Origin of the sequence: Sphingomonas sp. (assembly GCF_017744835.1) — a bacterium.
GTDB lineage: Bacteria > Pseudomonadota > Alphaproteobacteria > Sphingomonadales > Sphingomonadaceae > Sphingomonas.
The window spans coordinates 310,254-336,799 of record NZ_JAGIAM010000003.1 but is presented as its reverse complement, the minus strand read 5'-3'; the positions used below and the strand labels follow the sequence as shown (position 1 = coordinate 336,799).

The window sequence follows — 26,546 nt, the reverse complement described above, 5'->3', positions numbered from 1 at the left end:
CGTCGCGATTGCGAAGCCGAGCCCGGCAGGGCAGCATGGTCCCCGCAACAGAGGAGGCTGGTGTGGGGCGTGTCAGAGTCGCGGGGTTTTCCCTGTCCCTGGACGGGTTCGGAGCCGGTCCCGAGCAGACGCTCAAGGATCCGCTGGGCAAGGGCGGCGAGGAGCTCCACAACTGGCTCTTCGGGACCCGGACCTTTCAGGCGATGATCGGCAAGAGCGGGGGTTCCGAGGGCGTGGACGAACGCTTCGCCCATCGCTCGATGGACGGCTTCGGCGCCTTCATCCTCGGCCGCAACATGTTCGGCCCCGTGCGCGGCGAATGGCCGGACGAGAGCTGGAAGGGCTGGTGGGGAGACAACCCGCCCTATCACGCCCCGACGTTCGTGCTGACCCATCATGCCCGCGATCCGATCGTGATGGAGGGCGGCACCGTGTTCCACTTCGTCACCGACGGGATCCATGCCGCGCTCGATTGCGCCCGCGAGGCGGCGGGAGGAAAGGACGTCAAGATCGGCGGCGGCGTCTCGACCGTCCGGCAATATCTGCAGGCGGGCCTGATCGACGAGCTGCACTTTGCGATTTCGCCGATCCTGCTCGGACGCGGCGAGGCGATGTTCGAGGGGCTCGACCTGCAGGCTATGGGCTTCGAAGTCATCGAATCCACCGCCACCGAACTGGCGACCCACTTCGTGCTCGGGCGCCCGACCGGCTAGGTCGGTCGCGCGGGGCCGGGCTCGATCTCCGGCGTCCTCGGCGTCGCCAGTCGCGCCAGCCGCGGACGGACCTTCATCTCGATGTCGTCGATGAATTCATAGACCACCGGGACCAGCACCAGCGACAGCGCGGTGGACGAGATGAGCCCACCGATCACCGCCAGCGCCATCGGCACGCGGAACTCCGAACCCTCGCCGATGCCCAGTGCCGTCGGCATCATGCCGGCGACCATCGCAAAGGTCGTCATTACGATCGGCCGCGCGCGCTCGCGGCACGCTTCGATCAGCGCGTCGTGCTGGCTCGTGCCGGCGCGCTCGGATTCGATGGCATGCTCGACCAGCAGGATCGAGTTCTTGGCCGCGAGCCCCATCAGCATGAGCAGGCCGATCATCGCCGGCAGATTGAGCTCCGCGCCCCCGACGAGCAACCCTACGAAGGCACCGGCGAGCGACAGCGGCAGCGCCGCGATGATGGTGATCGGCTTGAAGAAGCTGCGGAACAACAGCACCAGCACACCGACCACCATGCCGATACCCGCCAGCATCGCCGCGCCGAAGCTGCCGAACAGCTCGGCCATATTCTCGGCCTGGCCGTAGGCGGGCTGAGTCACGCCTTCGGGCAGGTTGCGCATGATCGGCAGCGCGTTGATCTTCTCCATCGCCTGGCCGAGCGAGACGCCGTTGAGCTCGGCCTCGATCGTCGCGCGCCGCTCGCGGTCGAACCGCTCGATCCTCGCGACGCCCGGCTGGAAGGTCAGGTCCGCGACCGCGGACAGGGGTACGGCCGCGCCGCTGGCGGTGGGCACGCGCAGCGCCTGGATCACGTTGAGGTCGGCGCGGGCATATTCGGGCAGGCGCACGCGGATGTTGAGCCGCTGCTCGCCCTGGTTGAACTTGGGCGTGTTGGCGTCGATGTCGCCGAGCGTCGCCACCCGCGCGATCGAGGCCACGCTTTCGGAGGTGACGCCCAGCCGCGCCGCTTCGTCGGGCCGCAGCCGGATGATCAGCTCGGACCCCGGCCGCGGCGTCACCTGGTGGACGTTGGCCAGTTCGGGAAGACGCCGCATCTGCTGCTCGAGCGTCGCCGCTGCCTGGGCGAGCCGCTCGCTGTTCTCGCTCGACAGCAGAATCTGCACCGTGCTGCTGCCCCCTGCCCCGGACTGGCCGAAGCCGAGCCGGACGTCGGGCACGTCGAGAAGCAGCGGCCGGATCGCCGCCTGAAATTCCTGCGTGGTGAGGTTGCGATCCTCCTTCAGCACGACCGTGGAGTTGCCCGCACGCGTATCCCCTCCGCTGCCCACCGAGGTGAAGACCAGATCGACGTCCTGGCGCTTGCGCAGTTCGCGGGTCAGCACGGCATTGGCGTTGCGCATGTCATTCAGCGTCGCGCCGGGCGCGCCCTCGAGCGTGAGCTGGACGATGCCGTTGTCGCTCGGCGGGGTGAAGCCGGTGGGCAGCAGCGTCGCGAGGAACAGCGAAAAGACGAAGATCGCCAGGCCGCTCCCCAGCGACTTCCAGCGATTGGTGAGCGCCCATTCGATCATCTTGCGATAGCGGCCGGTGAAGGGCTTGCGCGGATGCGGGTCGCCTGCGGGCTTGAGGAAATAGGCCGCGAGCAAGGGCGTCAGCAGGCGCGCGACGAGGAGCGAGCAGAGTACCGAAATGGCGACCGTGAGGCCGAATTCCCGGAAGAACTGCCCGACCACCCCGCCCAGGAACGAGACCGGCAGGAAGACGACGACGATCGTCATGGTCGTCGCCACGACCGCAAGCCCGATCTGGTCTGCCCCGACTAGTGCAGCCTGATAGGGCGACTCGCCCGTCTCGATGCGCTTCTGGATATTCTCGATCTCGACGATGGCGTCGTCGACGAGGATGCCGATGACCAGCGTCAGCGCGAGCAGCGTGATCATGTTCAGGCTGAAATCGAGCAGGGCCATAGCCGCGAAGGTCGGGATCAGCGAGATCGGCATCGCGAGTGCCGCGATCAGCGTGCTGCGCCAGTCGCGCAGGAAGAAGAAGACGACAATCGCGGCGAGCAGCATGCCTTCGATCAGCGTGTGGAGCGTCGCGCTGAAGCTGTCGCGCGTGTTCTGCGCAGTCGACACGATCTTGCGGAAGGTGACGTCGCGACGCTCGGTCTGGAGCTGCGCGACCGCGGCGGCGACATTGTCCTCGACGGCGACGTCCGACGCGGTCTTGGTCTTCATCACCTGGAAGGCGACCACCGGCTCGCCGTTGAGCTGGGCGAAGCCGGTGCGTTCGGCGGCGCCGCTCGCCACTGTCGCGACGTCCCCCAGGCGGATGCGGTTGCCGCCGCCGGTGGGCACCATCAGTTCGCGCAGGCTCGCCTCGGTCTCCGCGGCACCGAGCACGCGCACCGTCTGCTCGCGCCCGCCGATCTCCGCGCGGCCGCCCGGCGCGTCGAGATTGACCCCGAGCAGCGCGTTGTTGACCTGCGGCGCCGTGAGCCCCAGCGCCTCGAGCCGCGCGGGATCGAGCGTGACGTTGATCTCGCGGTCGACGCCGCCGAGCCGCGTGACCTGCGCGACGCCGCTGGCGGTGATCAGCCGCCGCGCAACCGTGTCGTCGACGAACCAGCTAAGGTCGACGTCCGACATGCCCGGCGCGGAGACCGCGTAGGTGACGATCGGCTGGCTATCGATGTTGAACCGCTCGACGATCGGCTCCTCGATCCCACGCGGAAGGTCCTGCCGGATCCGGTCGACCGCGGCGCGCACCTCGTCGGTGGCGCGCTGCGGATCCTCGCCGACTTCGAACTCGACCGTGGTCGAGGAGACGCCGAGCGACACGGTGGACTGGACGTGATTGACGCCCGCGACGTTCGACACCGCCGCCTCCACCTCGCGCGTGATCTGGGTCTCGACCTCGCTGGGCGCGGCGCCGGAGAGCGAGACGGTGACCTGGACGACTGGAAAGGACACGTCGGGCAGCAGCTTGATCGGCAGCGAGCGATAGCCCGCGGCGCCTGCGATCAGCAGGATGATGAACAGCACCGAGACCGGGATCGGGTTGCGGATCGCCCAGGCCGAAATGTGCATCGCCCTAGCCTCCCCCCGCCTTGGGCGTGGCGGCCGGCGCCGGGCCGTTGACCTGCTCCTCTACGGGGCGCACGAGGTCGCCTTCGAGCAGGAAGGCGCCGCCGCCGAGCGCCACGCGGCTGCCCACGCCCGGCCCTTGCACCAGCTCGACCCAGCCCTCCGAACGAACCCCCGGGCGGATCGCCTGCCGGTGCGCGCGGTTCTGCTGGTTGATCAGGATGACGCTCGGCCCGCTCGCCTCGAACTGGATGGCGCGCTCCGGGACCGCGGGCACGGGGCGGGCCGGCCGGAGGAACTCGGCGCGCGCGAAGCCGCCTGCGCGAAGGTCCGGATGTACCGGCAGACGGACCCGAACGCGCCCGAGCTTGGTCTGCGGATCGACGCGCGGCGAGACGAAGCGGACGCTGCCCGTCAGCGTGGCGCCCGAGGGTAGAGTGACGCGCGCCGTGGTGCCCGGGCGGATCGACACGAGCCCGTCCTCCGGCACCTCGGCGTCGAGCTCGATGAGGCGGTTGCGCGCGATGCGAAACATCGGATCGCCCCCGGGCGCCGCGATCTCGCCTGGACGCGCGTTGCGCTGGAGGATCACGCCGTCGACGGGCGAGCGGATCATCATCCGGCTCTGCTGCGTCTGCAGGTCCTGCAGCGACGCGCGCGACACACCCACGGCGGCCGCAGCGCTCTTGGCCTGGAAGCGGCGAGCGGCGATCTGCTCGTCGGCGAGCACGCCGGTCCCGTCGAGGCCGCGCACGCGGGCCGCCTCCCCTTGCGCCTGCGCCGCCTGCGCCTGGGATTGCGCGAGCTGCGCGCGCGCCTGCGCGATCCGCGACTGGAGCAGGGTGTCGTCGAGCCGCGCGAGCGGCTGGCCGGCGCGCACGACATCGCCTTCGTCCACCAGCACCTGGGCGACGCGGTAGCCCGACAGCTCCGAGTCCACCGCCGCCTCCTCGCGCGCCAGGAGCAGGCCCGAGGCGGCGAAGGTGCCGGTCATCGGGCGGAGCTGCACATGCGCGACGGTCACGGCCCGGGCTGTCCCGGCCTCGCTCGCGTTGGTCGTCTCGCCGCCGTTGCCGGAGCAGGCGGCGAGCGCCGCTGCAAGTCCGAGCGCCCATGTCTTTGCTGAAGATCCTGCGATCATCTCATACCCCGGATATCGCTGCCCGGCAGGCGGGTATCCCAGCCCCCACCGAGCGCCTGGAATGCCTGGACCGAACGCTGCAGCGCATCGACGCGCGCGGTGGTCCGCGCCGTGCGCGCGGCCCGCGCGACGCGCTCGGCGTCGAGCACTTCCTGCAGGTCGGAGAAGCCCAGATCGAAGCGCTTCAGCGCCGCGTCATAGGCGCGCTGCGCCGCCGCGACGCCGCGCTCCAGCCTTGCGATCCGGTCGCGATCGGCGACGAGGCGGATCAGTGCCTGATCGGCTTCCGAATAGGCGCCCTGCACGGTGCGTTCATAGGCAAGCACCGCCTGTTCGGCGCGCGCGCCCGAGACGCCGAGCTGCGCGCGCAGCCGTGCCCCGTCGAAGATCGGCGCGGTCAGCCCCGCCCCGAGTCCGGCGACCGCGGACAGGCCCCCGAGCGCGCCCGAGGCATAGTTGAGCCCCAGCGAGGGCTGGAGCGTGATGCGCGGGAAGAAGTCGAGCTCGGCGAGCCGCACATTGCCCGTCGCCGAGCGCAGCCGCGCCTCGGCCTCGCGCACGTCGGGGCGCCGCTGCAGCAGGTCGCCGGGCACTGCCGCGGGCACCTGCGGCGGCGAGGCCACCGCAGGCGAGATCGCGAGCGCGCCGATCGGCCGGGTTCCCGATCCGACGAGCAGCAGCAATGCCCGGCGCGACGCGTCGAGCGCAGCCGTCAAGTCGGTCGCCTGGGCCTCGGCCTGTGCGACGTCGGCACCGACCCGATCGGCCTCGGACCGCGCGGCGAGCCCCCGATCCGCGCGGCGGCTGAGCAGGTCGAACAGGCGGCGCTGGATCGTCGCGGTGGCACGCGCGTCCTCGAGTTGGGTGGCAAGGCCCCGCGCCTGGAACAGCGCGCGCGCTACCTCGGCGGCCGTCGCCGCCCGAACCCCCTCGTAGTTGAACCGCGCCGCGGCGAGATCGGCATTGGCCGTCCGCTCGGTGACGCCGCGCCGCCCGAACAGGTCGAGCTCCCAGCTCACCGGCAGCGTCACTCCGGCCGAAGTGCTCGTCCGGCTGCTCCCGCCGAGCGAACCGAGATCCACGCCCGGCACGTCGACGCTCGCGCCTCCGGTGATCTGCTCGGTCCGCTGCACCTGCGCGTTGGCCGACAGGCTCCCCTGCAGCCCGAACTGGCTGAGCGCGCCCGAACGTATCGCCCGCGCTTCCTCCAGCCTGGCGAAGGCCTCGCGCGTATCGAAGCCGCGGCTGAGCGCCTGGTCGACGAGCTGCGTCAGCTGAGGGTCGCGATAAAGGTCCCACCAGCGATCGAGCGCCACCGCCGGCAGCGCCCCGCTAGTGGGCGTATAGGAGACCGGAAGCGCCGTGTCGGCGGTGCGAACGGGCGGCGCGCTCACGCAAGCGGAAAGCGTCGAGCAAGTCACGACGGCAAGGACGAGCCGGCCGCGTTGCCCTTTCCTGACCTTGGTGGTCTCGTCCATCAGCCACCCGCACCATGATATAAATGCGTGCGCGGACCTGCCGGAGAGAGGATCCGAAGCTTCCCTCCCCATGTCGTTTCGCCAGCGAATCGCGTGTTTGGTAGCGCGGCGGGAACGGATTGGTTCCCGGCTGGGGTCTTTCAATCCCGCGGATCAGGGCAAACCCCTACTGCACCGCGCGTGCTAGGGGCAGCGCAGCAGCAAATCGCCAGTTCACGCCGCCGCGACGCTCGCCCTGATCCACCCCGCCGCCTTTTCGGGAAAGCTCCCGCCGCGCGAGAGAAAGCCACCGATCTCGCGCCTGGCAACGGCCTCTTCGCACAAGGCCAGCGCTTCAGCCATGCGGCCCGATGCGACCAGCGTCGCGACCGTGGTCGGCATGAGCCGTGGCGGATTGACGTCGGCGGCGATCCTTCCGAGGAATTCGTCGACAGTCCAGCCGGCAACCTCCTGGAGTGTCGCCTCTCCCAATTCGAGCAGACGGCGCGCGATCGCCGGGACCCCACCCTCCTCGCTTATCTCGGGCTCGCCCAGGATCAATCCGGGGCAGGCGAGCGCACCGAAATAGCGAAAGGACAGCGGCTGCATGCGCAACTGCGGCTCGCCCACCAGATCCCAGAAGACCGGATCGGCGACCATCGGTTTGACGATCAGCCTGGCCGAAGTCTCTTCGCGGAGAACATTGGTCATCTCGGCGACGGCGACGAACCAGGCGCCCCGCTCCGCAAACAGCACGCCCTGCGACGAACGCCATTTCTTTCCCCGGATGAGATCGCGACACGCGGCGTTGAGCGCGCGGCGCTGGGCGTGCCGCGCGGACGTGAATGCACGCTTCGAAACGGCCGTCATGCTGGGCTTCCTCGCTTTTGGCGACCGGAGCATGGCGGAGCAAAGGTAACGATCGGCTGAAGAACGCGTGTTGCTGCGCTTCCTACGCGAACCCGGGGAATAAACCCCGCCGACCAAGGGTTGCGGATAGCTGCCCATATCGATCCGATCGGCTATCATCCGGTCGAGCCGACCAGAGGGCCGCGCGCCCGGAAGGAGCAGGCATGAGCCCAGCCGAGACCGCGGTATCGGAAACGGATTCGCTGCCATGGCACGCCCTGCCCGCCGAGGAGGCAGCCAAGCGGCTGCACGTCGATCCCGCGCTTGGCCTCGACGCGGACGAAGCCGCCGGGCGACTGCAGACCTATGGCCCCAATCGCCTTCCGCATGGCCGGAAGAAGGGGCCGCTGCTGCGGTTCCTCTCGCAGCTCGACAACATCCTCATCTACGTGCTGCTCGTGTCGGGCTTCATCAAGCTGATGCTCAGCCTGTGGCTCGATGCGTCGATCATCTTCGCCGTGGTGATCCTCAACGCGCTGCTGGGGTTCCTGCAGGAGGGCCGCGCCGAAAAGGCACTCGAGGCGATCCGCGACATGCTGCCGGCCCAGGCGCGCGTGCTGCGCGGCGGCGACACTCGCCTGGTCCCCGGCGAATCGCTGGTGCCGGGCGACGTCGTGCTCCTCGAATCCGGCGACAAGATCCCCGCGGACCTCCGGCTGATCGACGCCCGCAACCTTCGCGCCGAGGAAGCGGCACTGACGGGGGAATCGGTCCCGGTCGACAAGACCGTCGAGCCGGTCCCCACCCGGGCCACCATCGGCGACCGCGCGAACATGGGCTTCTCCGGCACCATGGTGGTCTCCGGCCGCGCCACGGGCATCGTCATAGCGACCGGCAACCGCACCGAGCTCGGCCGGATCAACCAGATGCTCGCCGAAGTGAGCGCGCTCCAGACGCCGCTGCTGCGCCAGATCAAGCGCTTCGGTTATGTGATCACCGCCGCCATCGTCATCCTCGGCGTCGTGCTCTTCGCCTGGGGGCACTGGCTGAGCGAAATGAGCTATGTCGCGCTGTTCCAGGCGGTGGTCGGCGTCGCCGTCTCGGTGATCCCCGAGGGGCTGCCGGCGCTGATCACGATCACGCTCGCACTCGGGGTGCAGCGCATGGCCCGGCGTAATGCCATCATCCGGCGCCTGCCCGCCGTCGAGACGCTCGGCTCGGTGTCGCGGATCTGCTCGGACAAGACCGGCACGCTGACGCTGATGGAGATGATGGTGACCTCGGCGGTGACCGCGGACGGAGTCTACACGGTTGCCGGCGAAGGCTATGCGCCCGAGGGACAAGTCACCGTCGACGGCGAACCCGTCTCCGCCGTGCCGGAGCCGCTCGCGCTGATGGGGCGCGTGTCGATGCTGTGCAACGATGCCGAGCTGCTCCAGCAAGAGGGCAAGTGGAAGGTCGAGGGCGATCCCACCGAAGGCGCGCTCTATCCCTTCGCCGCCAAGCTCGGGCTGGACCGGGCGAGCGAGACCGCCGCCTCGCCGCGGATCGACGCCATCCCGTTCGAGTCCGAGCACAAGTTCATGGCGACGCTCAACCGGTTCGCGGGCGGCGAGATGCTGCTTGTCAAGGGCGCGCCCGAAGTGATCCTCGACCATTGCGACCGCCAGCAGACTGCGGCCGGGCCGGCGCCGCTCGACCGCGAGCGCTTCATGCGCGAAGGCGACCGGCTCGCAGCGCAGGGCGAGCGCGTGCTGGGCCTCGCCTGGCTGCCGAACCCGGGGCTCGCTGCCGGCAATCTCGGCCCGCAGGATCTGCCCAGGACGCTCGTGCTCCTCGGGCTCGTCGGCCTCATGGACCCGCCGCGCAAGGAAGCCATCGACGCGGTGCGCGAATGCCAGGCCGGCGGCATCCGCGTGACGATGATCACGGGCGATCACAAGATCACCGCGGCGGCGATCGCGAATATGCTCGGGATCGGTGACGGCAGGACCGCCGTGGCCGGCACTGCGATCGAGACGATGAACGACGCCGAGTTGCAGGACTGCGTCCGCGAAGTCGACGTCTTCGCCCGCGCCAGCCCCGAGCACAAGCTGCGGCTGGTCAAGGCGATCCAGGCCGATCGCCAGATCGTCGCGATGACCGGCGACGGCGTGAACGACGCGCCCGCGCTCAAGAAGGCCGACATCGGCGTCGCCATGGGCATCAAGGGGACCGAAGTGACCAAGGAAGCCGCGGCGATGATCCTCGCCGACGACAATTTCGCTTCGATCTCCGCGGCGGTGAAGGAAGGGCGCACGGTCTACAACAACATCGAAAAGGCCATGCTCTTCATGCTGCCCACCAACATCGCGCAGGGCGCGGTGATCGCGGTGGCCATCCTGTTCGGCCTGACGCTGCCGATCACGGCACCGCAGGTGCTGTGGGTGAACATGATCACTTCGGTCGCGCTCGGTCTCGTCATCGCATTCGAGCCGCACGAGGCCGACGTGATGCGGCGTCCGCCGCGACCCATCGATCGTCCGATCATCACCGGCTTCGGGATCTGGCGCATCCTCTTCGTCGGAGCGGCGCTGCTGCTCTACACGCTAGCCACCTTCTTCTGGATGAAGGCGCAGGGCGCCTCCGATCCGCTGGCGCGCACCGCGGCTGTCAATGCCATCACCATGGGGCAGGTCTTCTATCTGCTCAACAGCCGCTACCTGCTCGATTCCTCGCTGTCGCTGCGCGCGCACACGGGCAATCCGGTGCTCTGGGCGGGGATCGGCGGGGTGGTCGTGCTCCAGCTGCTGTTCACCTACACTGCCCCGCTCCAGGCGGTGTTCGATACCGAGGGGCTGCCCTCGCGCACCTGGCTCTGGCTGTTTGCCGGGGGCATCGTCTTCTTCCTCGTGGTCGAGATCGAGAAGCTCGCCATCCGGTCGATCCCCGCGTTGCGCGCGGCGGCGATTTCGCGCGCCTAGCCGCCGCTGGCCAAAACGGTGCTTGAGCGCATCGCGGAGTCCAGGACGAAGGACACGTCATTTCCTCTGGAAACCATCGGCATGCGGTCCGGCAAACCTGCCCTTGCGCCCACCAAACAAACAATGGTTCCCAATTTAAATCCCACTTTGTAGATAGGATTTAAACACACGACGTGGGGAATTCGGATGTCCTGTCGGTCGCAAGCAGTCGCAGCGAGCCCCAGCCCTCGAGGCCAGAGCCCCTCTATCCCCGGGACGCGCCGATGAATTTCCAACAGCTCAAATATGTCCGCGCCGCGGTGCAGAACAATCTGAACCTGACCGAGGTGGCGAACGTGCTGTTCACTTCGCAATCGGGCGTGAGCAAGCAGATCAAGGAGCTCGAGGCCGAGCTGGGGATCGAGATCTTCGTCCGGCGGGGCAAGCGGCTCGTGGGCATCACCAAGGCCGGCGAGAACGTCGTCAAGGTGATCAACAGTCTCCTCGCCGAGGCCGACAATCTCAAGCGGCTGTCGCAGCAGTTCACGCAGGAGGACCGCGGCCGGCTGGTGGTCGCGGCGACGCACAACCAGGCGCGTTACGTCATCCCGCCCGCGCTGCTCCACTTCACTCGCCTCTATCCCGAGGTCGAAGTGGAACTGCGCCAGGGCTCGCCGCAATATGTGGCGGACACGCTCGCGCGCGGCGAAGCCGATATCGGCATCGCCACCGAGGCGGTCGACGACTTTCCCGAACTCGACACGCACCCCTGCTTCACCTGGGAGCATGTGGTGGTGGTGCCGGCGCACCATCCGTTGCTGCGCATCGGCAACCCCGGCCTCGCCGACTTCGCCGCCTATCCGATCATCACCTACAATCCCGGCTTTTCCGGCCGCTCGAAGATCGACGCTGCCTTCGCCGCGGCCGGGCTGCGTCCCGACATCCGGCTGACCGCGACCGACGCGGACGTGATCAAGGACTATGTCCAGCTCGGACTCGGCATCGGCATCGTCGCCGAGATGGCAGTGACGGGCGAAGTCCGCGAAGGGCTGGTGCCGGTGCCCGGCTCGAACGCGCCGTTCGGGGTGAGCACCACCAAGGTAGCGATCCCGCGCGGCGTGCTGCTTCGCAACTATGCCTATCGCTTCGTCGAGGAACTGGCGCCGCATCTCGATCATGCGGTGCTGAGCGGCGCCTCGCGGCGTCCGTCGCCCGCGGCACGTCCGCAGGCGCCCCTGCCCTTCGTCAATTGGCGCGAACTGCACGCGCCGCGCGGCAATTTGACGCTGGTGTCGAGCGGCTGAGCCACTCGACACCTGTGTCAGCGCGCGATCACCGGCTCGTCGGAGGGGACGCCCACCGCGCCGCCGCCGAACGGGCCGTTGTTCTCCGCGCAGATCCGCTCGGAATGCTCATAGCGCAGTGACCCCGGCGCGTTGACCTTCTGCACGTCGAAGTTCCAACCGTCGGGCTCGTCCGCCGCGGTGTAGCGCCGCACCGGAATCGTCGCGGTCCAAGGCCGCGAATAGACCGTGGGGTCGGTGAAGGTCGCGACATAGTTGAAGCGCTTCTGGTTGTTGTCGAAGACGTAGCGCTCGGCGACCGTGCCGTTCTCGCTCATATAGTCGCCGTAGCGGCCGAACAGCGCCTTGCCGTTGTTGTTGGTGACTTCGACCACCAGCGTATTGCCTTCCCAATGCCCGCGCGACGCACCGTTCCACAGCTTGATCGACGGCGCGAGCCGGGGCGCATCGTCCAGTCGCACCAGTCGCCAGCCGGAATCGAACAGGAACAGCACCGCGCCCGGATATTGGCGCACCTCGAACCCGTGCCACATGAACGACTTGGGCACCCCCGCCGGCGCGCAGCGCGCCAGCGGCTCGATGTAGCGGGGCTTGGTCGGATTGGGGAAGTTCTTCGCGAAATCCTGCTGGAGCGCGCGCGCCGCCGGCAGATAGGGGATCTGCCCGTCGGCGGGGTCGGAGACGCGGCTCGGCGCGCGCTGGTCGCGCGGCAGGGCAGCCGCCTTCGACGGCTCGCCCGGTGGACCTGCCTCGGGGTCGGTGAAATTCGAGTGGTTGCTGATCGTGTTCGAATAGAAGCCGGCGATGTCGGGCTGGCCGTCCGCCGTACGCGGGCCGGTCCATTCGCCCGAGGCGATCACCGGCACTTCCTTGCTACGCCGCGGCTCGGACGACGTGGCGGGCGCCGCCTGCTGGGCCGCGAGCGGCTGCGCGAGCGCGACCGAGGCGAGCAGGATCGGGAAAAGGGTCTCGCGCCGCATCATTTCCCCTCCTTGTGCGGATAGAAGCCCTCGTATTCGAGGGTGTAGCAATAGTCCTCGATCAGCTGGAAATCGCGGTCGCGGCGGCGGTGCAGCAGGACGTCGACCGTCCAGGGCTTGCTGAACACCTTTGGGTCCTCCAGCGTCGCCGAATAGGAGAGCGTGTCCTTGTCGACGAAGCGCCACTTCTCGACCACGTGCAGCTGGTCGCTGTGGAAATCGCCGGCCCGATCGAGCCAGGTCTCCTCGTTGAAGTCGTTGACGTCGACGACCAGCGTATCGCCTTCCCAATGCCCGCGGGAGTCGCCCAGCCACAGGTCCTGGTCCGCGCCGGCAGGATGCTGCGATCCGTCGGTCGGGATCGTACGAACCTGATTGCCGAACTGATGCACCAGCGTCAGGTCGGCGTCGCGCTGGAAGATCTGGAACGGCGCCGGATAATAGACGCCGCGCGGCACGCCGAGCACCCAGCATTTGAGACGCGGGTCGTCCTTTGATCGCTTTGCGAAATTGTCCTGCTTCCGCGCGAGCGCCTCGGGCAGGTAGGGGATCGTTCCGCCCTGAACCACGCCCGGCCCCGGCGGCGCGTCGCGCCGGCCGGCATGGGGCTCGAGGTCGTAATCGGCCTCGCTCAGCGTCTCCCAGATCCCCGAGAAATCGGGCTTGCCGCTCGCGAGCCTCGGGATGGCCGAGGCCGCCGGTGCGGCCTGGGTCGCGGAGGGCGCCGTACGGTCGCCGGCCAGTGCGGCCGGTGCAGCGAGCGGCGCTGCCGCCACCGCCGCCGCCAGCAATAGTCCCCGCCTCACCGCGGCGCGTCCGGAGCGCTGCCGGTCTGCACCTTGCGCCCGCCGGGGAGCGTGACCGACACGGCATAGCCGAAGGGCCCGCCGTTCTTGGCGCGGAAGCCGTCGATGTGGACCTTGGTCCCGAACGCGACATCGGTCTTGTCGAGCCCCTTGGCGCGCAGCGAGCTCGGCGTGCCGAACTCGAAGCCCCAATTGGTCACCTTGCCGGTGCGGTCTCGCACATCGACATAGACCCAGCTGTGCGGGTTCACGAAGCGTGCCTTGGTGATCGTCCCGTCCAGCGCGACCGGCTTGGACGAGTCGAACTCGGCGGCGAAGGCGTGATGCGCGATGCTCGGCGCGGCAGCGGTGATGGCGGCGAGCGCCGCCCCGGTGGCGATCCAGCTCAGTTGCTTGCGGTTCATGACGGCTCCTTTCACTTGCCCGGCCGCGCGACGCCGTGCGTTTCGGTCGCAATGCGGAACACCGACCCCCGGCCCACCGCATAGAGCTGCGAGCGGTCCTTGCCGGCGAAGGCGAGGTTCTGCGGCTTCTTGGGCAGCGCGATCGCGCCCAGGGGCTGGCCTTCGGGCGAGAAGACTTCGATCCCCGCGTTGGTCGCGACATAGACGCGGCCCGCTTCGTCCACGGTGATCCCGTCGGCGCCGCTGCTGGCCGAATTGCCCTCCTGCTTGAAGCCCGCCAGCTTGGCGAAGTCGTGCCGCTCGCCCAGGCTGCCGTCGGGCTTCACTGCAAAGGCGATCAGGCTCTCGCCGGCGGTGTTGGCGACATAGACGGTCTTCTCATCGGGGCTCAGCGCGACGCCGTTGGGCCGGCGGATGTCTTCGGCGACCAGGTGAAGCTTGCCACGGCGGTCGAGCCAGTAGAATCCCGGCTTGGGGGGCGCGCCCTGCGCACCCGCGGCGGCATTGGCGCCGGGATCGGAGAAATAGATGTCGCCGCTGCGCGCCACTGCGAAATCGTTGGGCCGGTTGAGCGGCTTGCCTTCGTAATTGGCGGCCAGCACCTTCGCCTTGGGCTGCAGCACGGCGATGCCCGAAGGCGCCGTCTGCACCGCCAGCAGCTCGCCCTTCGCATTGAGCGCGAGGGCATTGGCGCCGCCGGTCTTCTCCAGGTAAGTCGAAGGCGTGCCGTCGGCGCCGATCTTGACGATGCGGTCGGCGCGGTTCTCGGTGAAGAGCAGCGAGCCGTCGGCCAGCGCGATCGGTCCCTCGGTACCCTCGAAGCCCTCGCGCACCACCTGGACGCGCGTGTCGGCGGCCACCACGCCCGGGATCGCCGGGGTCACGACCTTCTTGCCGTAGAGCGTTCCGCCCTTGGCGACATAATCCTCGACGCCGAAGGCGCCGGCGACGTTGAACCCCTGTTTGCGCAGCAGCTCGACCGCGCGGCCGGCGCGGCCCGCGTGGTTGGAGATCGTCACGATCTGCCGGTCGCGCGGGATATAGTTCAGGAAGCGGTCGAGCTCGGAGATCTGGATGTTCAGATAGACGGGCACGCTGCCGCTCGCCGCGATCTCGTCGGCGCGGCGGACGTCGATGAAGGTTACCTTGTCGGGCGTGGCGAGCAGCGCATCGACCTGCTCGCGAGTGAGCGCGGGCTCGCGGGCCTGCGCGGGCGCCGCGGCGGGCGCGGTCTGGGCGACCGCAGTGCCGCCGGCCACGACCAGCGCGGCGGAAGCGAGGAGCTGCTTGCAGAAACTGACGGCCGGAACGCGATTGTCAAACATCCATACCCCCATCGGTGGAAACGGTAGGAGATCGAGCTATGGGCGTTCGCCGGCGAACGGAACGAACCTGTTGTTCGATCTATATGCACCCCGGCGCTAAGCTCGGTGCGCACAAAAAAACGGCGCCGGAGATACCGACGCCGCTCAGGAGGAGGAGGCGGAAGCGCGCCTCAGGTGAAACCGATCCAGCGTCCCGCCGCAGCGACGGTGATCCAGGAGAGCATGGACGCAAAGGCGGCGAGCCGCGCCGGCTCGATCCGCGGCCTGCCGGCGGCCCGCCGTTCGAGCAGGCCGATCAGGATCGCGAAGCCGAGCGCGGCGCCCAGCGGGGCGAGCACCAGCCACAGCGGCTCGTCGCCGCGTGCCTCGGCGATCCGCTCGGCCACGAAGAAGCCCCCGCCCAGGATCGTGACCAGCCCCAGCGCATAGATGCGGCGCAAGCGGCGCGTGAACGCGGCGAAGATCGTGAAGCCGGCGAGCGCCACCAGGAACGCGCCCGATCCGAGCCCGCTGCCCGTCGCGAAGAGCAGCAGCGACGCGAGCCACCATGCCAGCCCGGCCAGCGCGAGCAGCCGGGCGCCGCGCGGCGCTACCAGCTCGCCCTCGCGCCGCGCCTCGCGCGCCACCGCCAGGCTGAACAGGATCGCGCCGACCAGCGCGACCATCTTCACCAGGAAGGCCGTGCTCGACATGAGCGTGTTCATCGTGGTGAGGCCCATCGCGGTCCCGGTCAGGATCGTGCCCCCGATACCCAGGATCAGCCATGGCCGCGTCGCCCGCTCGACGTCGCGCGCGGGCAGGCCCGTCAGCGTGACGCCGAGCAGCCTCAGGTTCAGGATCAGCACCGCGCCGCCCAGGATCGCCAGGAAGAGCAGGTGCATGGTCTCGACGATCGCGAAGATCCACGCGGTCTCGTTCACATATTTGATGACCGGCAGCTGCGAGATCCGGTCGAACGTCTCGGCGACGGCGGGAGCGAGTTCGCGAAAACTGAGGCTCATTGCGCAAGCTCCGGCTGAAGGGCGGCGAGCGTGGCGTTGTGCTCCTTGCACTCGGACACGGCGGCAACCAGGCCCTGCGCATTGTCGCAGCTGAACCAGTCATAGGCGACGTAGCGGCCGGCGACGATCACGGCGATCCACAACCCCAGCGACACGCCCGCGGCAATGCGTGCTCCGCGCGGCGTGCGCTGGGCATTGTCCCAGCTCGCAAGGTTGGACTGCACCCGGTAGTGGAACAGGAAGATGTTGATCGCTGCGGCGAGCAGGAAGCCGATCTTCACGCGGAACACGACGTTGTGATAATATTCGAACGGGTTGGCGAAGAAGAGCGCGAGCCCGGTCAGGATCATCACGACGAACCCGCCCACGGTATAGGGCAGCACGGTCGAGGTCACTTTCGACACCGGCGTGCGGGGCAGCACCACGCCGAGCAGCCGCAGGTCGACGAACAGGATCGTCCCCGCGAACAGCATCAGCGTCAGCACATGCGTGCCCTCGAGCAGCATCCACAGCCGCTCCGATGACTGGAGCTGCGCGCTCAGCGACGTGTCGGACAGGACGTGCCCGGCCGCGTCGCGCTGGGCCCCCAGCTCATACTGCAGATAGGCCATCAGCTGCGACAACATGCGCTTCCCCCGTACGGACGACAGGGAACGGCCATTAGGCTCCGCCCAGGCCGCGCAGAACGAAACAATCCTCATTAGAATGTGACGGGAAGTGCTTTGCCCGCCGCCCCCCGGCGCGCTTCGATCGCGATAGGCGCAAATCTTCTATCCAAATGAACAATAATCGGTTCCGCAGCCCCGCAGGCCGACTTCATAAGCCCTCCCGCCACTGACCCGAAGCGCAGTTCTGCCGCGCATATATCGATGCCGATTTCTTGATCGGCGCGCCGGCGACTTGCGCCCTGCTGATGGGGAACAAGAAAAAATGACGAACCAAAAGGGCCGCGCGCCTCTTCGTGCCAGCAAGGCGCTGCTCTATGCCGGCGTCGCCGCGATCGGTGCGCTCACGGCGATGCCCGCGCAGGCGCAGACCGCCGCCGAGCTCCAGGCCGAGAACCAGAAGCTGCGCAGCGAGCTCGAGGAGCTCCGCCGCCGCCTCGGCGAGCAGCAAACCGCGCCCGCTCCCGTCGCCATCGCCTCCGGCCCGGAAACCCCCATCGCCACCACGGTGGCTGCCGTCGCGATCGTCTCGCCGGATCCGGTTGGAGGCGACGACATCGTCGTCTCCGCGCGCAACCGGCAGGAGCTGGCGCAGGACGTGCCCCTCCCGGTCACGGTGCTGGGCGGCGAGACGCTCGAGCGCGATGACATCAAGTCGATCTGGGATCTGCCGGCCCGCGTGCCAAATCTCCAGCTCAACAATCCGGGCGAGAATGCCCGCAAGGTGAGCCCCTCGATCCGCGGCCTCGGCCGGGGCAGCGCCAATGACTCGATGGAGCAGAGCGTCGCCGTGATCGTCGACGGCGTGACGCTCTATTATTCGGGCCAGGCCTGGGCGGATTACGTCGATCTCGACCGGATCGAAGTGCTCAACGGCCCGCAGGGGACGCTGCTGGGCAAGAACTCGTCGCTCGGCGCGATCAACATCGTCACCCGCGCGCCCAGCTTCACGCCGCAGCAGAGCTTCGAGATCTTCGCGGGCGACCTCAGCACGCTCAGCGGCAAATTCTCGGCCGCCGGCCCGCTGATCGGCGACACCCTCGCCTATCGCGTCAACTTCGTCGCCGATCGCACCAACGGCATCTACACCAACACCTATCAGTCGATGGGACACGCCAAGGAGACATGGCGCGAGACCAACCGCCTGGCGGGCCGCGCCCAGCTGCTATGGAAGCCGTCGGACGCGCTCTCGGTGCGCGTCATCGCCGACAAGCTGCGCTCCGACGAGCGCGTGAACACCGGCAACACGCTGATCTCCAACGGTCCCGCGACCTATGCCGACGGCACGCCGCGCCCGCTGACGCCGCCGATTGCCTACACCCCGACCGGCAGCTACGCGACCTATGGCTATCTCGGCCGCTTCGCGCAGAAATCGGCGTGGTTCCACAACAGCGACGGCACCGTCTACCAGCCGCCGCTCAACACCACCGACATCGCCAATTCCGAAGCGCGTCCCCAGGTCACCAACCAATGGGGCGTCCAGAGCACGGTCGACTGGCAGGTGGCCGGCCACACGCTGACGTCGATTACGGCCTATCGCTACCAGGATTTCGACATCAAGAACGGCGGCCAGTTCGGCCAGTTCTACATCAGCAACAGCGGCCAGCAGCTCTGGAACCGCCAGTTCTCGCAGGAGCTGCGGATCACCTCTCCGGGCGGCAAGGTTTTCGACTATCAGGCCGGCATCTATTATCTGAACGCGCGCGTCTACAGCGACGACCCGAGCTATTACGGTCAGGACGCGGGCGCCTGGTACGCGACCGCCGGCCAGTTCAATACGCTGATCGCCAACGCCGCGGGCCGGATGCTGCTCCAGAAGTCGCTCGACGGGGTCTACAACTCGCGCGTCACCGATGCCCGCGTCCAGAGCCTCGCCGCCTATGCCCAGGCAGACTGGCGCGTGCTTCCGAAGACCACCCTCACCTTCGGCGTGCGCCAGACGCACGAGAAGAAGACCAACCGCGTCTCGCACGAGCTCGACCGGCCCGGCGAGAATCTGTCGGTGCTCGGCGCCACGTTGGGCGCGACCACGGCGCAGATCGCCGCAGCCCAGGCAGTGCGCGACGGGCAGATCGACCCCGCCTTCGCCTGGCGCGACGGCGATCCGATCGAAGCCGATCTGACCGCCTATAATGTCGGGCTGAGCTACGACCTGACCGACGACGTGCTGCTCTATTCCTCGTTCGGCAAGGGCGTGAAGTCGGGCTTCATCTTCTTCGCGACCGACGAGACCGCGACCGAGAGCCACATCAAGCCCGAGCAGACCTATGACATCGAGCTGGGCGCCAAGGCGACGCTGTTCGATCGCCTGCTCCAGCTCAACGTCAACGCCTATCGGACGCGGATCCACAATTACCAGGCGTCGTGGCAGCGCGATGATCCGCGCCGTCCGGGCAGCTTCATTAGCGGTTGGGGCAATGTCGAGCGGATCGGCGCCAAGGGCGTCGAGCTGCAGGCGCTGTTCCGCCCGACGCGCAACTGGAGCATCGACTTCGCCGGCGCCTACAACCTTGCGCGCTACGAAACCCAGTGGCTCGCCCAGACGCCCGAGATCGCCGCTACGCAGTTCTTCGACCTGAAGGGTGAGCAGGTGTCGGGCGTGCCCAAGCTGACCCTCAGCTATGGCTTCAACTACAGCCTCCCGCTCGGCAGCTATCTCGCGCGCGTGACGTTTAACAACGCCTATCGCTCGGGCTATTACCTCGCCGACAACCACGCGCCCTTTACGTATCAGGACGCGTATAACGTCACCAACCTGGGCGTCGGCATCGGCGCGGAGGATCGCAGCTGGGAGCTGTCGGCGCTGGTCCGCAATCTCTTCGACGCCGAATATTATACGAGCGCCAGCACCTGGTCGAACAGCGCCGCGCAGTCCGTGACCTGGGGCATGCCGCGCACACTTGTCTTCTCCTTCCGGTCGCGCCTGTGATGCGCCGGATCGCCCATATGCGCCCTGCCGCCGCAACGCTGCTGCTCGCCCTCGCCTCGTGCTCGCCTGCTCCGGCGGGCACGAACGACCAGGCCGCCAATACCGCGCAAGCGGCGGCGGTCGGCGACGCGCCGTACGACGCCAGCCTGCCGATGCCGGAGCTGATGACGCATGTCGTCCAATATTCGGCCGACGGGATCTGGGATCGGCAGGGCTATGTCATCGACGCGACGGGCGAGCATTCGCTCTTCCCGAAGAATGACGAGGAATGGGAAAAGGCGGAAAGCGCCGCGCGGACGCTCGCGGAAGTGACCAACACGCTGCTCGTCCCTGGCCGCCGTATACCCGAACCCGAATGGGACAGGGCCGTGGCGTCGGTCCGAAAGCTGGCAGCCGAGGCCGCCGCTGCCGCCGAGAAGCACGACAAGCAGGCATTCTTCCACGTCGGCGAGAAGCTCGACGCGGCCTGCGACGAGTGCCACAAGCGCTACGATCCGAACTTCGACCCGCGCTATCAGCACTGATCTAGGCGGCGCTATTCGCCTCGCGCGCCGTGAAGCGCGGGCAGCGCCGCGCGCCGCTCGTCACTACGTCGTGCTCGAGGCAGAGGCCGTCGCGCGCGCGGACCGAGGCGTGCGCCGAGGACAGCACCGCCAGCCCCGGCAACGCCGCCTCCACTTCCGCCGGATCGCTGCGGAAGTGCGCGCAGGCCGCGCAGGCCCCCTCCCCAGCGTCGCGGCCGGAGAGGAGCGCCCGCAGCGACGCCAGCGCGCTCATTCGCCGAGCCTCGCCCAATAGTCGCCGAACACATAGACCGAGAGGACGAAGCCCAGGATCACGTTGACCACCACCCCGGTGGTGAAGGCGGCGAACGGGCGCCGTCCGACCGTCGCCAGCTCGCGGAAGCGCGTGGTCAGGCCGATGCTGAAGAAGCAGAAGATGAAGGCCCAGGTGCGCAGATCCTTGATCGGGCCGACCAGCCCCGCGACCGCGACGCGGTTATATTCCTCGAGGCTGTAGCTCGCGGTGACCGCAGTAATGATCGCCGAGGTCACGAAGAAGCCCAGCACGAACTTGGGGAAGCGGCGCCACACTTCGCCCACGTCCGCCCCGCCGCCCGCCGGCCGTGCTTCCCAGCGCGTCGTCGCCACGATCGCGAGGCCGACCGCCCAGATGCCGATCCACATGTCGCGGCCGACCACCTTCATCAGCGTGAACGCCTGCAGCGCCTGCTCCGAGGTGCCAGTGATCCCCTCGACCTTGCCGGCGAGCCCGCCATAGGCTTGGGCTGCGGCGATGCCTGCGGCGTCGGCGAATTCGGACGTTCCGATCCACGCCCCCGCGACTCCCGTCGGCAGCAGCAGCAGCCGGCTCACGAACGGCAGCGCGAAGATCATCATGATCGCCCAGACCACCACGGTGGTGATGGTGATCGCCGTATCCTCCTTCTTGGCGCCCACTGCGCCCGCGACGGCGATCGCCGCCGAGACGCCGCACACCGCGCCGCCCACGCCCAGCGTCGCCGCGAAGCGCCGGTCGAGCCCGAACCGCAGCGCCGCCCAATAAATGACTCCGAAGGTGACGATCGAAACCACGCCCGCCTGCAGGATGGCGACAGGCCCCGCGAGCACGATCAGCGAGAGCGGAAGCGTCGCGCCGAGCAGCACGATTCCCGTCTTCACATAGAATTCACCGCGAAAGCCCGCGTCGAGCCAGCGCGGCAGCCGAACCGAATTGGCGATCACCAGCCCCAGCAGCAGCGCGACCAGCGGCGGCTCCAGATTGTAGCGGACCGAGCCTTCCCACTGGCCGATCACGAAGATCGCGTAGGCGGCGAGATAGAGCAGCGTGAAGGCCGGGACGAAGGCTCGCACGCGCTGCCCGAGCGCGCGCAAGGCGATCGAGAAGGCGCCGAGCCAGAAGACGAACTGCGCGAGGTAGCGGGTCCAGTTGGATCCGAGGTCACCGGTGACTTGCGAGAAGCTCGCCCAGCGCGGCGGCAGCACCGCCAGCCAGCGCAGATTGCCGCCCGCCCAGAACAGCGCGCAGCCGGCCAGCACCACCGCCAGCCCGATCCAGATCGCCCACCAGTCTTCCTTGCGCCAAAGCTCGCTCCACCGCGATGGAGCCGCAGGCGCCTCGGCCTGCCCGGTTATCGTCGCCATAATTCGTCCCCTTCTATACGCGCTCTGGCAATCACGCGGGCCGGGGGAAGGCAAATGGTCGTTCGATATATGCTTATGCGCAGAACTGCGCTGCGATCGGATGGAACCGCTCGCCCCTATTTTCCCCTGGACCCGATCGGCTCGACGAGCGCTAGGACGACGTCGTTGGTGCGCATCGGTATCCGCAGCGTGTAGCGGCCGTCGGCGCCGACGCGTGCAGTTACGCTCATCTCGGGCAAGTCGCGCGTCAGCCGCTGGAGCTCGTCGATCTGCGCGGCGCTCAGCGTCTCCGGCGAGCCCATTTCCAGGTAGCGCGTCTGCGCGTCGTTCGCGCGGAAGCCGGTGCGGCGCACCGTCACGCGGTAGGTCCCCCGCGCCAGCCCCGAGAAGCGGACCTCGGCGGCGGGCGCGGGGCTGGCGGGCAATATCTTGGTGTAGAAGGGCCGGTTGCTGAGCTTCTGCTCGGGCTGCTGCCATTGCCACAGCAGCACGCCCGTCCGCCTCGCCTCGGTGGCGATCAGTGCCTGCGTGTCCGCCGAGGACACTTCGCGGCCGTGCAGCAGGTTCAGATATTTGTACGCGAACCAGGCCGGCTTGCGGACGCCCTCGCGGTTCATCAGCCCGAAGCCGCCATGGAAGGGCGTCGGCGGCGGCCCCGGTTCCTCGAACAGGTCGCTGTAGGTCCAGTAGCTCATGCCCTGCGCATAAGGCCGCGCCGCCTTGAGCTTGCCCAGGATATAGGCGGCGCTGATGTAGCTGTCGTGGACCGGATCGCGCGGGTTGTAGCTCGTGCTCCACTCGGTGAAGAACAGCGGGATGCCCGCGAACTTGGTGCGCTCGATCTGCTCGCGCACGCGCCGCACGTCAGCCGTCACTGCATCGGGGTTGGTCGACAGCTTGTTGTCGTCATGGCCATATTCGTCGAGGAACCCGCCCTCCACGCCATAGGTGTGGGTGCTCACGAAATCGACCGGCAGGCCGCGCGTCGCGGCGAAGCCCAGCAGCTCGGGCACCCAGGCCGCGCCCGCAGTCGACGGCCCGCCGACCTTCAACTGCGGGTCGACCGCCTTTATCGCCCGCGCCGAATTCTCGTAGAGATCGAAATAGGCCTGCTGGTCGGCGCCCTCCCAGAAGCCGGCGAGGTTGGGCTCGTTCCACACCTCGAAATACCAGCTGCGCACCTCGCGCTCGCCATAGCGCGCGATCAGGTGGCGGACGAAGGCGTCGACCAGCGCGCGCCACGCCTCGGGTTTGGGGTGCGAGGTGTTGCCCTTCCAGTAGAAGATCGTCTGCGGCGAGGATGCCATCGCCTCGGGCGTGAAGCCCAGCTCGACGAAGGGTTTGATCCCCATGGCGAGAAAGGCGTCGTAGAGCTGGTCGATCCTGCTCCAGTCGTAACGCGTCTTGCCGTTCTCGACGCGCACCGTGCCCAGCACGTCGTGGAAAATCGCGTGGAAGCGGACGTAGCGGAACCCCAGCTCTCCCGTCGCCGTCCGGAGCTGGGCAAGGCTCTCGGGCCGGATCAGCGTCCCCGGATAATCGGCGCCGACCGAGAAGTTGAACGAGCGATCGAGCGGCTCTCCGGCCCGGGAAATATCGACGTCGATCAGGCGGACCGTCTGCGCCTGCGCAGGCGTCGCCGCGGCGAGCAGTGCCAGCGCCCAGGCCGCAAGCCTCATTGCGCCGGCACCGGCTGCGCGGCGCAATGCTGCGCGATATAGTCCTCGTGCCGGGGCATCGCCTCGGCGGTTCGGGCGACGATGTCGCGCATATGGTTCAAGAATCGGATGGTCTCCCCTATGGGCAGCGCCGCGGCCAGCGGATCGGCGGCGCGTGGAACCACGTTCTGGCCGAGGAGGACCGCGATCCAGCTTTCCTCGGTGAACAGAGAATTATGCGCGCGGAAGATGCGCCCCTTCTCGCGCCACAGCGCGATCCGCGCCGCCAGGCTGTCGGGGACGTCCATCGTCCGGCAGTGGTTCCAGAAGTCGGAATCACCGCGCGCGGTCGCGTGGTAGTGAAGGATGATGAAGTCGCGGATGTGCTCATATTCCTCGACGAGCCAGCGATTATATTCGTTGATCTCGATTCGACTGAACCCGCGGTCGGGAAACAGCGCCATCAGCCGGAAAATGCCCGACTGGATCAAGTGGATGCTCGTCGATTCGAGCGGCTCGATGAACCCGCCCGCCAGCCCGATTGCGACGCAGTTCTTCTCCCACAGCTTCTCGCGCCGCCCGGCGGTGAAGCGCAGCAGCCGCGGGTCGCCGATCGCCGGCGCGTCGAGCCCGTCGAGAAGTCGCTCCAGCGCGGCGTCGGGGTCGACATGCGCGCTCGAGAAGACATGGCCGTTGCCGACGCGGTGCTGCAGCGGAATCCGCCAGCGCCACCCCGCGCTCCCGGCCGTCGACCGGGTATAGGGAACTGCGGGCGCCGCGCTCGCGCTCGGTAGCGCAATGGCGCTGTCGCACGGCAGCCAGTGCTGCCAGCTGCGATAGGGAACCCCCAGCGCCTCCCCGAGCAACAGCGCGCGGAAGCCGCTGCAGTCGACGAAGAAATCGCCCTCGATCCGCCGCCCGTCCTCGAGCACCACCGCGGTGATATACCCGTCGAGCGGCGTCTGCTCGACGCGCGCGATCTTGCCCTCGATGCGCACCACCCCGCGCGCCCCGGCGTGGTTGCGCAGGAAGCGCGCATAAAGCCCGGCGTCGAAATGATAGGCATAGTTCAACCCGGAAAGCACTGCCCCGGGATTGGTCGAGGGCTTGGCGAAGCGGCCTCGCCGCGCCGCCGCGATCGAGATGGCATAGTCGTCGATCCGCCCAGGATCGGCTTCGCGGCCCCCCAGCAGATGCTGGCGCAGCCAGATCTGGTGGAAATTGAGGCCCAGCACCGATCGGCCATATTTGCCGAAGGGATGGATGTAGCGATCGCCGACCCTGCCCCAGTCAGTGAACTCGATCCCGAGCTTGAACGTCCCCTGCGTCGCCGCGACGAATGCATCCTCGTCGATCCCCAGCGCCGCGTTGAAATCGTGCAGCGAAGGGATCGTCGCCTCGCCCACGCCGACGGTGCCGATCTCGTCCGATTCGACCAGGGTCACCGTCACGCCCGCGTCGGTCAGCCGCGAGACCGCGGCCGCGGTCATCCAGCCGGCCGAGCCGCCGCCGACGATCACCAGCCTGGTGACCGGCCCCTCGCTCCCTGCCCGCGTCACGCCGCGTTTGCGCCCCGGCCGAACCCCGATCGTTGCGCGAAGCGGACCAGCTCGCGGTTCGAGGGTAGCTGGCGCACGGCGAACTCGCCCTGCTGCCGGATCGTGGCGAAGGCCGCCCTGGCTTCCTCGGCATAGCGTAGCGCGCCGGTCCGGGCCGAAAGATCCGTCTTCCAGCCCATGCCATAGAGCACATATTGCCAGCTGGATTCGGTGAAAATGTCGACGTTTCGGTCGACGTCGATCTCGTTGGGCGGGCGGAAGCGCCAGCGGTCGAGCAGCTCCTTCAGATTGTCGGGGATCGAGGCGGGGTCGACATTGTCGATCCAGAAGCGGCTGTCGCGGCGCTCGGACAGGCAATAGTGCAGCTTGAGGAACGCCAGCGTCCGCTCGTAGCGCCGCCGCAGATTGTCGTTGAACTGCCGCGCCGAGGTCTCATGGTCGCCGGCCCAGGGGAAGAGATTGGCGATCATCCCCGCGGCGACTTCGGAGAAGACGATCCCGGTCGCCTCCAGCGGCTCGAAGAAGCCGCTCGAAAGCCCCACCGCGACGCAGTTCCTGTACCAGCTCACCTCACGATAGCCGGCCTCGAAGCGGAAGCGGCGCGCCTCCAGTCCTTCGGCGGCGGGCCCGATATAGGCGCGCACCGCGCGTTCGGCCTCTTCCGCATCGCTGTGCGTCGACGAATAGACATGGCCGATGCCACGCCGCGCCTCGAGCCCGATGTCCCAGATCCACCCCGCCTGCTGCGCGGTCGAAATGGTGTAGGACGCGATCGGATCGTCGGGCTGCGCATAGGGTACCTGGATCGCCACCGCGCCGTCGCAGAACAGCACGTCCCGGCACGATTTCCATGGCTGGCCGAGCGCCTTGCCGATCAGTTCGGCGCGAAAGCCCGTGCAGTCGATGTAGAGGTCGGCGGTCAGTACGCCCTGCTCGGCGCAGCGCACCCCGGCGATCGCACCGTCCTCGCCCAGCAGCACTTCCTGCACGGTATCGACCAGGTGCGTCACGCCATTGGTGATCCCCTGCTCGCGCAGCAGCGCGGCGAGCGACACCGCGTCGAAGTGAAAGGCGTAGTTGAGCGGCCCGACATAGTTGGGATGGCTCGGCAATTTGGGCGCGCGGTGAGCGTCGGCTGCGCGCTTCTGCGGCGTGTTGACTTCATCCCAGCCCGCATCACCGGCCTGGCCGAGCAGCCAATAGGGAAGCAGCTCGGGGCCGGCGCGATCGTCGGTCTCCTGGAAGGCGTGGAGATAATGGTCGCGCCCCGACATGCCCGGCGCGCGTTGCCAGTGGACGAACTTGGCACCCTGCTTGAAGGTGGCGCCACAGCGGCGGACCAGCTCGGCCTCGTCGATTCCGATCCGCGCCAGCGTCTTGCGGATCGTCGGAAAGGTCCCCTCGCCCACGCCCAGGATGCCGATGTCCTGCGATTCAACCAGCGTGATCACGATCCCGCCCGGTCGTCCCGCGCCGAGCATCCGCGCCAGATAGCCGGCCGTGATCCAGCCTGCGGTCCCGCCGCCCACGATCAGGATTCGCCGGCCCTGGGTAACCATCGCCCCACTCCGAAAAAGTGGTGGCGGGCC

The 26,546-nt window shown here is 68.2% G+C and carries 20 protein-coding genes; 5 read left to right on the top strand and 15 right to left on the bottom strand.

The window, feature by feature from the left end; translation table 11 throughout:
* Positions 1–62 precede the first annotated feature (62 nt).
* A complete protein-coding gene (locus tag J7500_RS09440) occupies positions 63–713 on the top strand; it encodes a dihydrofolate reductase family protein (RefSeq protein WP_294061458.1) in 651 nt (216 codons plus the stop codon).
* Here J7500_RS09440 and J7500_RS09435 read toward each other — a convergent pair.
* The 4 genes from J7500_RS09435 to J7500_RS09420 form a co-directional block, all read right to left on the bottom strand.
* The gene (locus J7500_RS09435; RefSeq protein ID WP_294061457.1) at positions 710–3,775 is read right to left on the bottom strand and encodes an efflux RND transporter permease subunit; all 3,066 of its coding nucleotides are present in this window, start codon (positions 3,773–3,775) and stop codon (positions 710–712) included. The two genes, J7500_RS09440 and J7500_RS09435, sit on opposite strands and share 4 nt — an antisense overlap.
* A gap of 4 nt (positions 3,776–3,779) precedes the next feature.
* A complete protein-coding gene (locus J7500_RS09430; RefSeq protein WP_294061456.1) occupies positions 3,780–4,913 on the bottom strand; it encodes an efflux RND transporter periplasmic adaptor subunit in 1,134 nt (377 codons plus the stop codon).
* Positions 4,910–6,391 (bottom strand): efflux transporter outer membrane subunit, encoded by a 1,482-nt coding sequence (locus tag J7500_RS09425; RefSeq protein ID WP_294061455.1) that lies wholly within the window; start codon positions 6,389–6,391, stop codon positions 4,910–4,912. Before J7500_RS09425 ends, J7500_RS09430 begins: the two co-directional genes overlap by 4 nt.
* A gap of 213 nt (positions 6,392–6,604) precedes the next feature.
* Complete coding sequence (locus J7500_RS09420; RefSeq protein ID WP_294061454.1) at positions 6,605–7,378, bottom strand: hypothetical protein; 774 nt, start codon at positions 7,376–7,378, stop codon at positions 6,605–6,607.
* Positions 7,379–7,443: 65 nt separating this feature from the next.
* On the opposite strand from J7500_RS09420, the gene J7500_RS09415 reads away from it, so the two are divergent.
* Together J7500_RS09415 and J7500_RS09410 are read left to right on the top strand one after the other, a co-directional pair.
* Positions 7,444–10,182, top strand: coding sequence for an HAD-IC family P-type ATPase (locus J7500_RS09415; RefSeq protein ID WP_294061453.1), 2,739 nt, complete (start codon positions 7,444–7,446; stop codon positions 10,180–10,182).
* Positions 10,183–10,445: 263 nt separating this feature from the next.
* The gene (locus J7500_RS09410; protein ID WP_294061452.1) at positions 10,446–11,465 is read left to right on the top strand and encodes a LysR substrate-binding domain-containing protein; all 1,020 of its coding nucleotides are present in this window, start codon (positions 10,446–10,448) and stop codon (positions 11,463–11,465) included.
* Positions 11,466–11,482: 17 nt separating this feature from the next.
* Here J7500_RS09410 and J7500_RS09405 read toward each other — a convergent pair whose 3' ends face one another.
* From J7500_RS09405 to J7500_RS09380, 6 genes are all read right to left on the bottom strand, one after another.
* Positions 11,483–12,445 (bottom strand): hypothetical protein, encoded by a 963-nt coding sequence (locus J7500_RS09405; protein ID WP_294061451.1) that lies wholly within the window; start codon positions 12,443–12,445, stop codon positions 11,483–11,485.
* Positions 12,445–13,221 (bottom strand): hypothetical protein, encoded by a 777-nt coding sequence (locus J7500_RS09400; RefSeq protein WP_294061450.1) that lies wholly within the window; start codon positions 13,219–13,221, stop codon positions 12,445–12,447. The genes J7500_RS09405 and J7500_RS09400 overlap by 1 nt, the downstream gene beginning before the upstream one ends.
* Positions 13,222–13,247: 26 nt before the next feature.
* Complete coding sequence (locus tag J7500_RS09395) at positions 13,248–13,655, bottom strand: DUF6152 family protein (protein WP_294061449.1); 408 nt, start codon at positions 13,653–13,655, stop codon at positions 13,248–13,250.
* An 11-nt stretch (positions 13,656–13,666) separates the two neighbouring features.
* A complete protein-coding gene (locus J7500_RS09390) occupies positions 13,667–14,980 on the bottom strand; it encodes an SMP-30/gluconolactonase/LRE family protein (RefSeq protein WP_294061448.1) in 1,314 nt (437 codons plus the stop codon).
* Positions 14,981–15,150: 170 nt separating this feature from the next.
* Entirely contained in the window at positions 15,151–15,981 is an 831-nt protein-coding gene (locus J7500_RS09385) for a DUF6644 family protein (protein ID WP_294061447.1), read from the bottom strand.
* Entirely contained in the window at positions 15,978–16,607 is a 630-nt protein-coding gene (locus tag J7500_RS09380) for a DUF6644 family protein (RefSeq protein WP_294061446.1), read from the bottom strand. Before J7500_RS09380 ends, J7500_RS09385 begins: the two co-directional genes overlap by 4 nt.
* A gap of 304 nt (positions 16,608–16,911) precedes the next feature.
* Here J7500_RS09380 and J7500_RS09375 point away from each other — a divergent pair, with 304 nt between their 5' ends.
* The gene (locus tag J7500_RS09375; RefSeq protein ID WP_294061445.1) at positions 16,912–19,575 is read left to right on the top strand and encodes a TonB-dependent receptor; all 2,664 of its coding nucleotides are present in this window, start codon (positions 16,912–16,914) and stop codon (positions 19,573–19,575) included.
* Positions 19,575–20,099 carry a hypothetical protein gene (locus J7500_RS09370; protein WP_294061444.1) on the top strand — a complete coding sequence of 175 codons (525 nt, stop codon included), beginning with the start codon at positions 19,575–19,577 and terminating at the stop codon, positions 20,097–20,099. The genes J7500_RS09375 and J7500_RS09370 overlap by 1 nt, the downstream gene beginning before the upstream one ends.
* A gap of 1 nt (position 20,100) precedes the next feature.
* Here the strand turns inward: J7500_RS09370 and J7500_RS09365 are convergent, their stop codons facing one another.
* The 5 genes from J7500_RS09365 to J7500_RS09345 all read right to left on the bottom strand — a co-directional run bounded on the left by J7500_RS09365 (position 20,101) and on the right by J7500_RS09345 (position 26,516).
* Positions 20,101–20,352: a hypothetical protein gene (locus J7500_RS09365; protein WP_294061443.1), complete on the bottom strand. Its 252-nt coding sequence runs from the start codon at positions 20,350–20,352 to the stop codon at positions 20,101–20,103.
* Positions 20,349–21,740 (bottom strand): putative sulfate exporter family transporter, encoded by a 1,392-nt coding sequence (locus tag J7500_RS09360; RefSeq protein ID WP_294061442.1) that lies wholly within the window; start codon positions 21,738–21,740, stop codon positions 20,349–20,351. The genes J7500_RS09365 and J7500_RS09360 overlap by 4 nt, the downstream gene beginning before the upstream one ends.
* 116 nt (positions 21,741–21,856) lie before the next feature.
* Complete coding sequence (locus J7500_RS09355) at positions 21,857–23,419, bottom strand: cellulase family glycosylhydrolase (RefSeq protein ID WP_294061441.1); 1,563 nt, start codon at positions 23,417–23,419, stop codon at positions 21,857–21,859.
* Entirely contained in the window at positions 23,416–24,957 is a 1,542-nt protein-coding gene (locus J7500_RS09350) for a tryptophan halogenase family protein (protein WP_294061440.1), read from the bottom strand. The genes J7500_RS09355 and J7500_RS09350 overlap by 4 nt, the downstream gene beginning before the upstream one ends.
* Positions 24,954–26,516, bottom strand: coding sequence for a tryptophan halogenase family protein (locus tag J7500_RS09345; protein ID WP_294061439.1), 1,563 nt, complete (start codon positions 26,514–26,516; stop codon positions 24,954–24,956). The genes J7500_RS09350 and J7500_RS09345 overlap by 4 nt, the downstream gene beginning before the upstream one ends.
* Positions 26,517–26,546 lie beyond the last annotated feature (30 nt).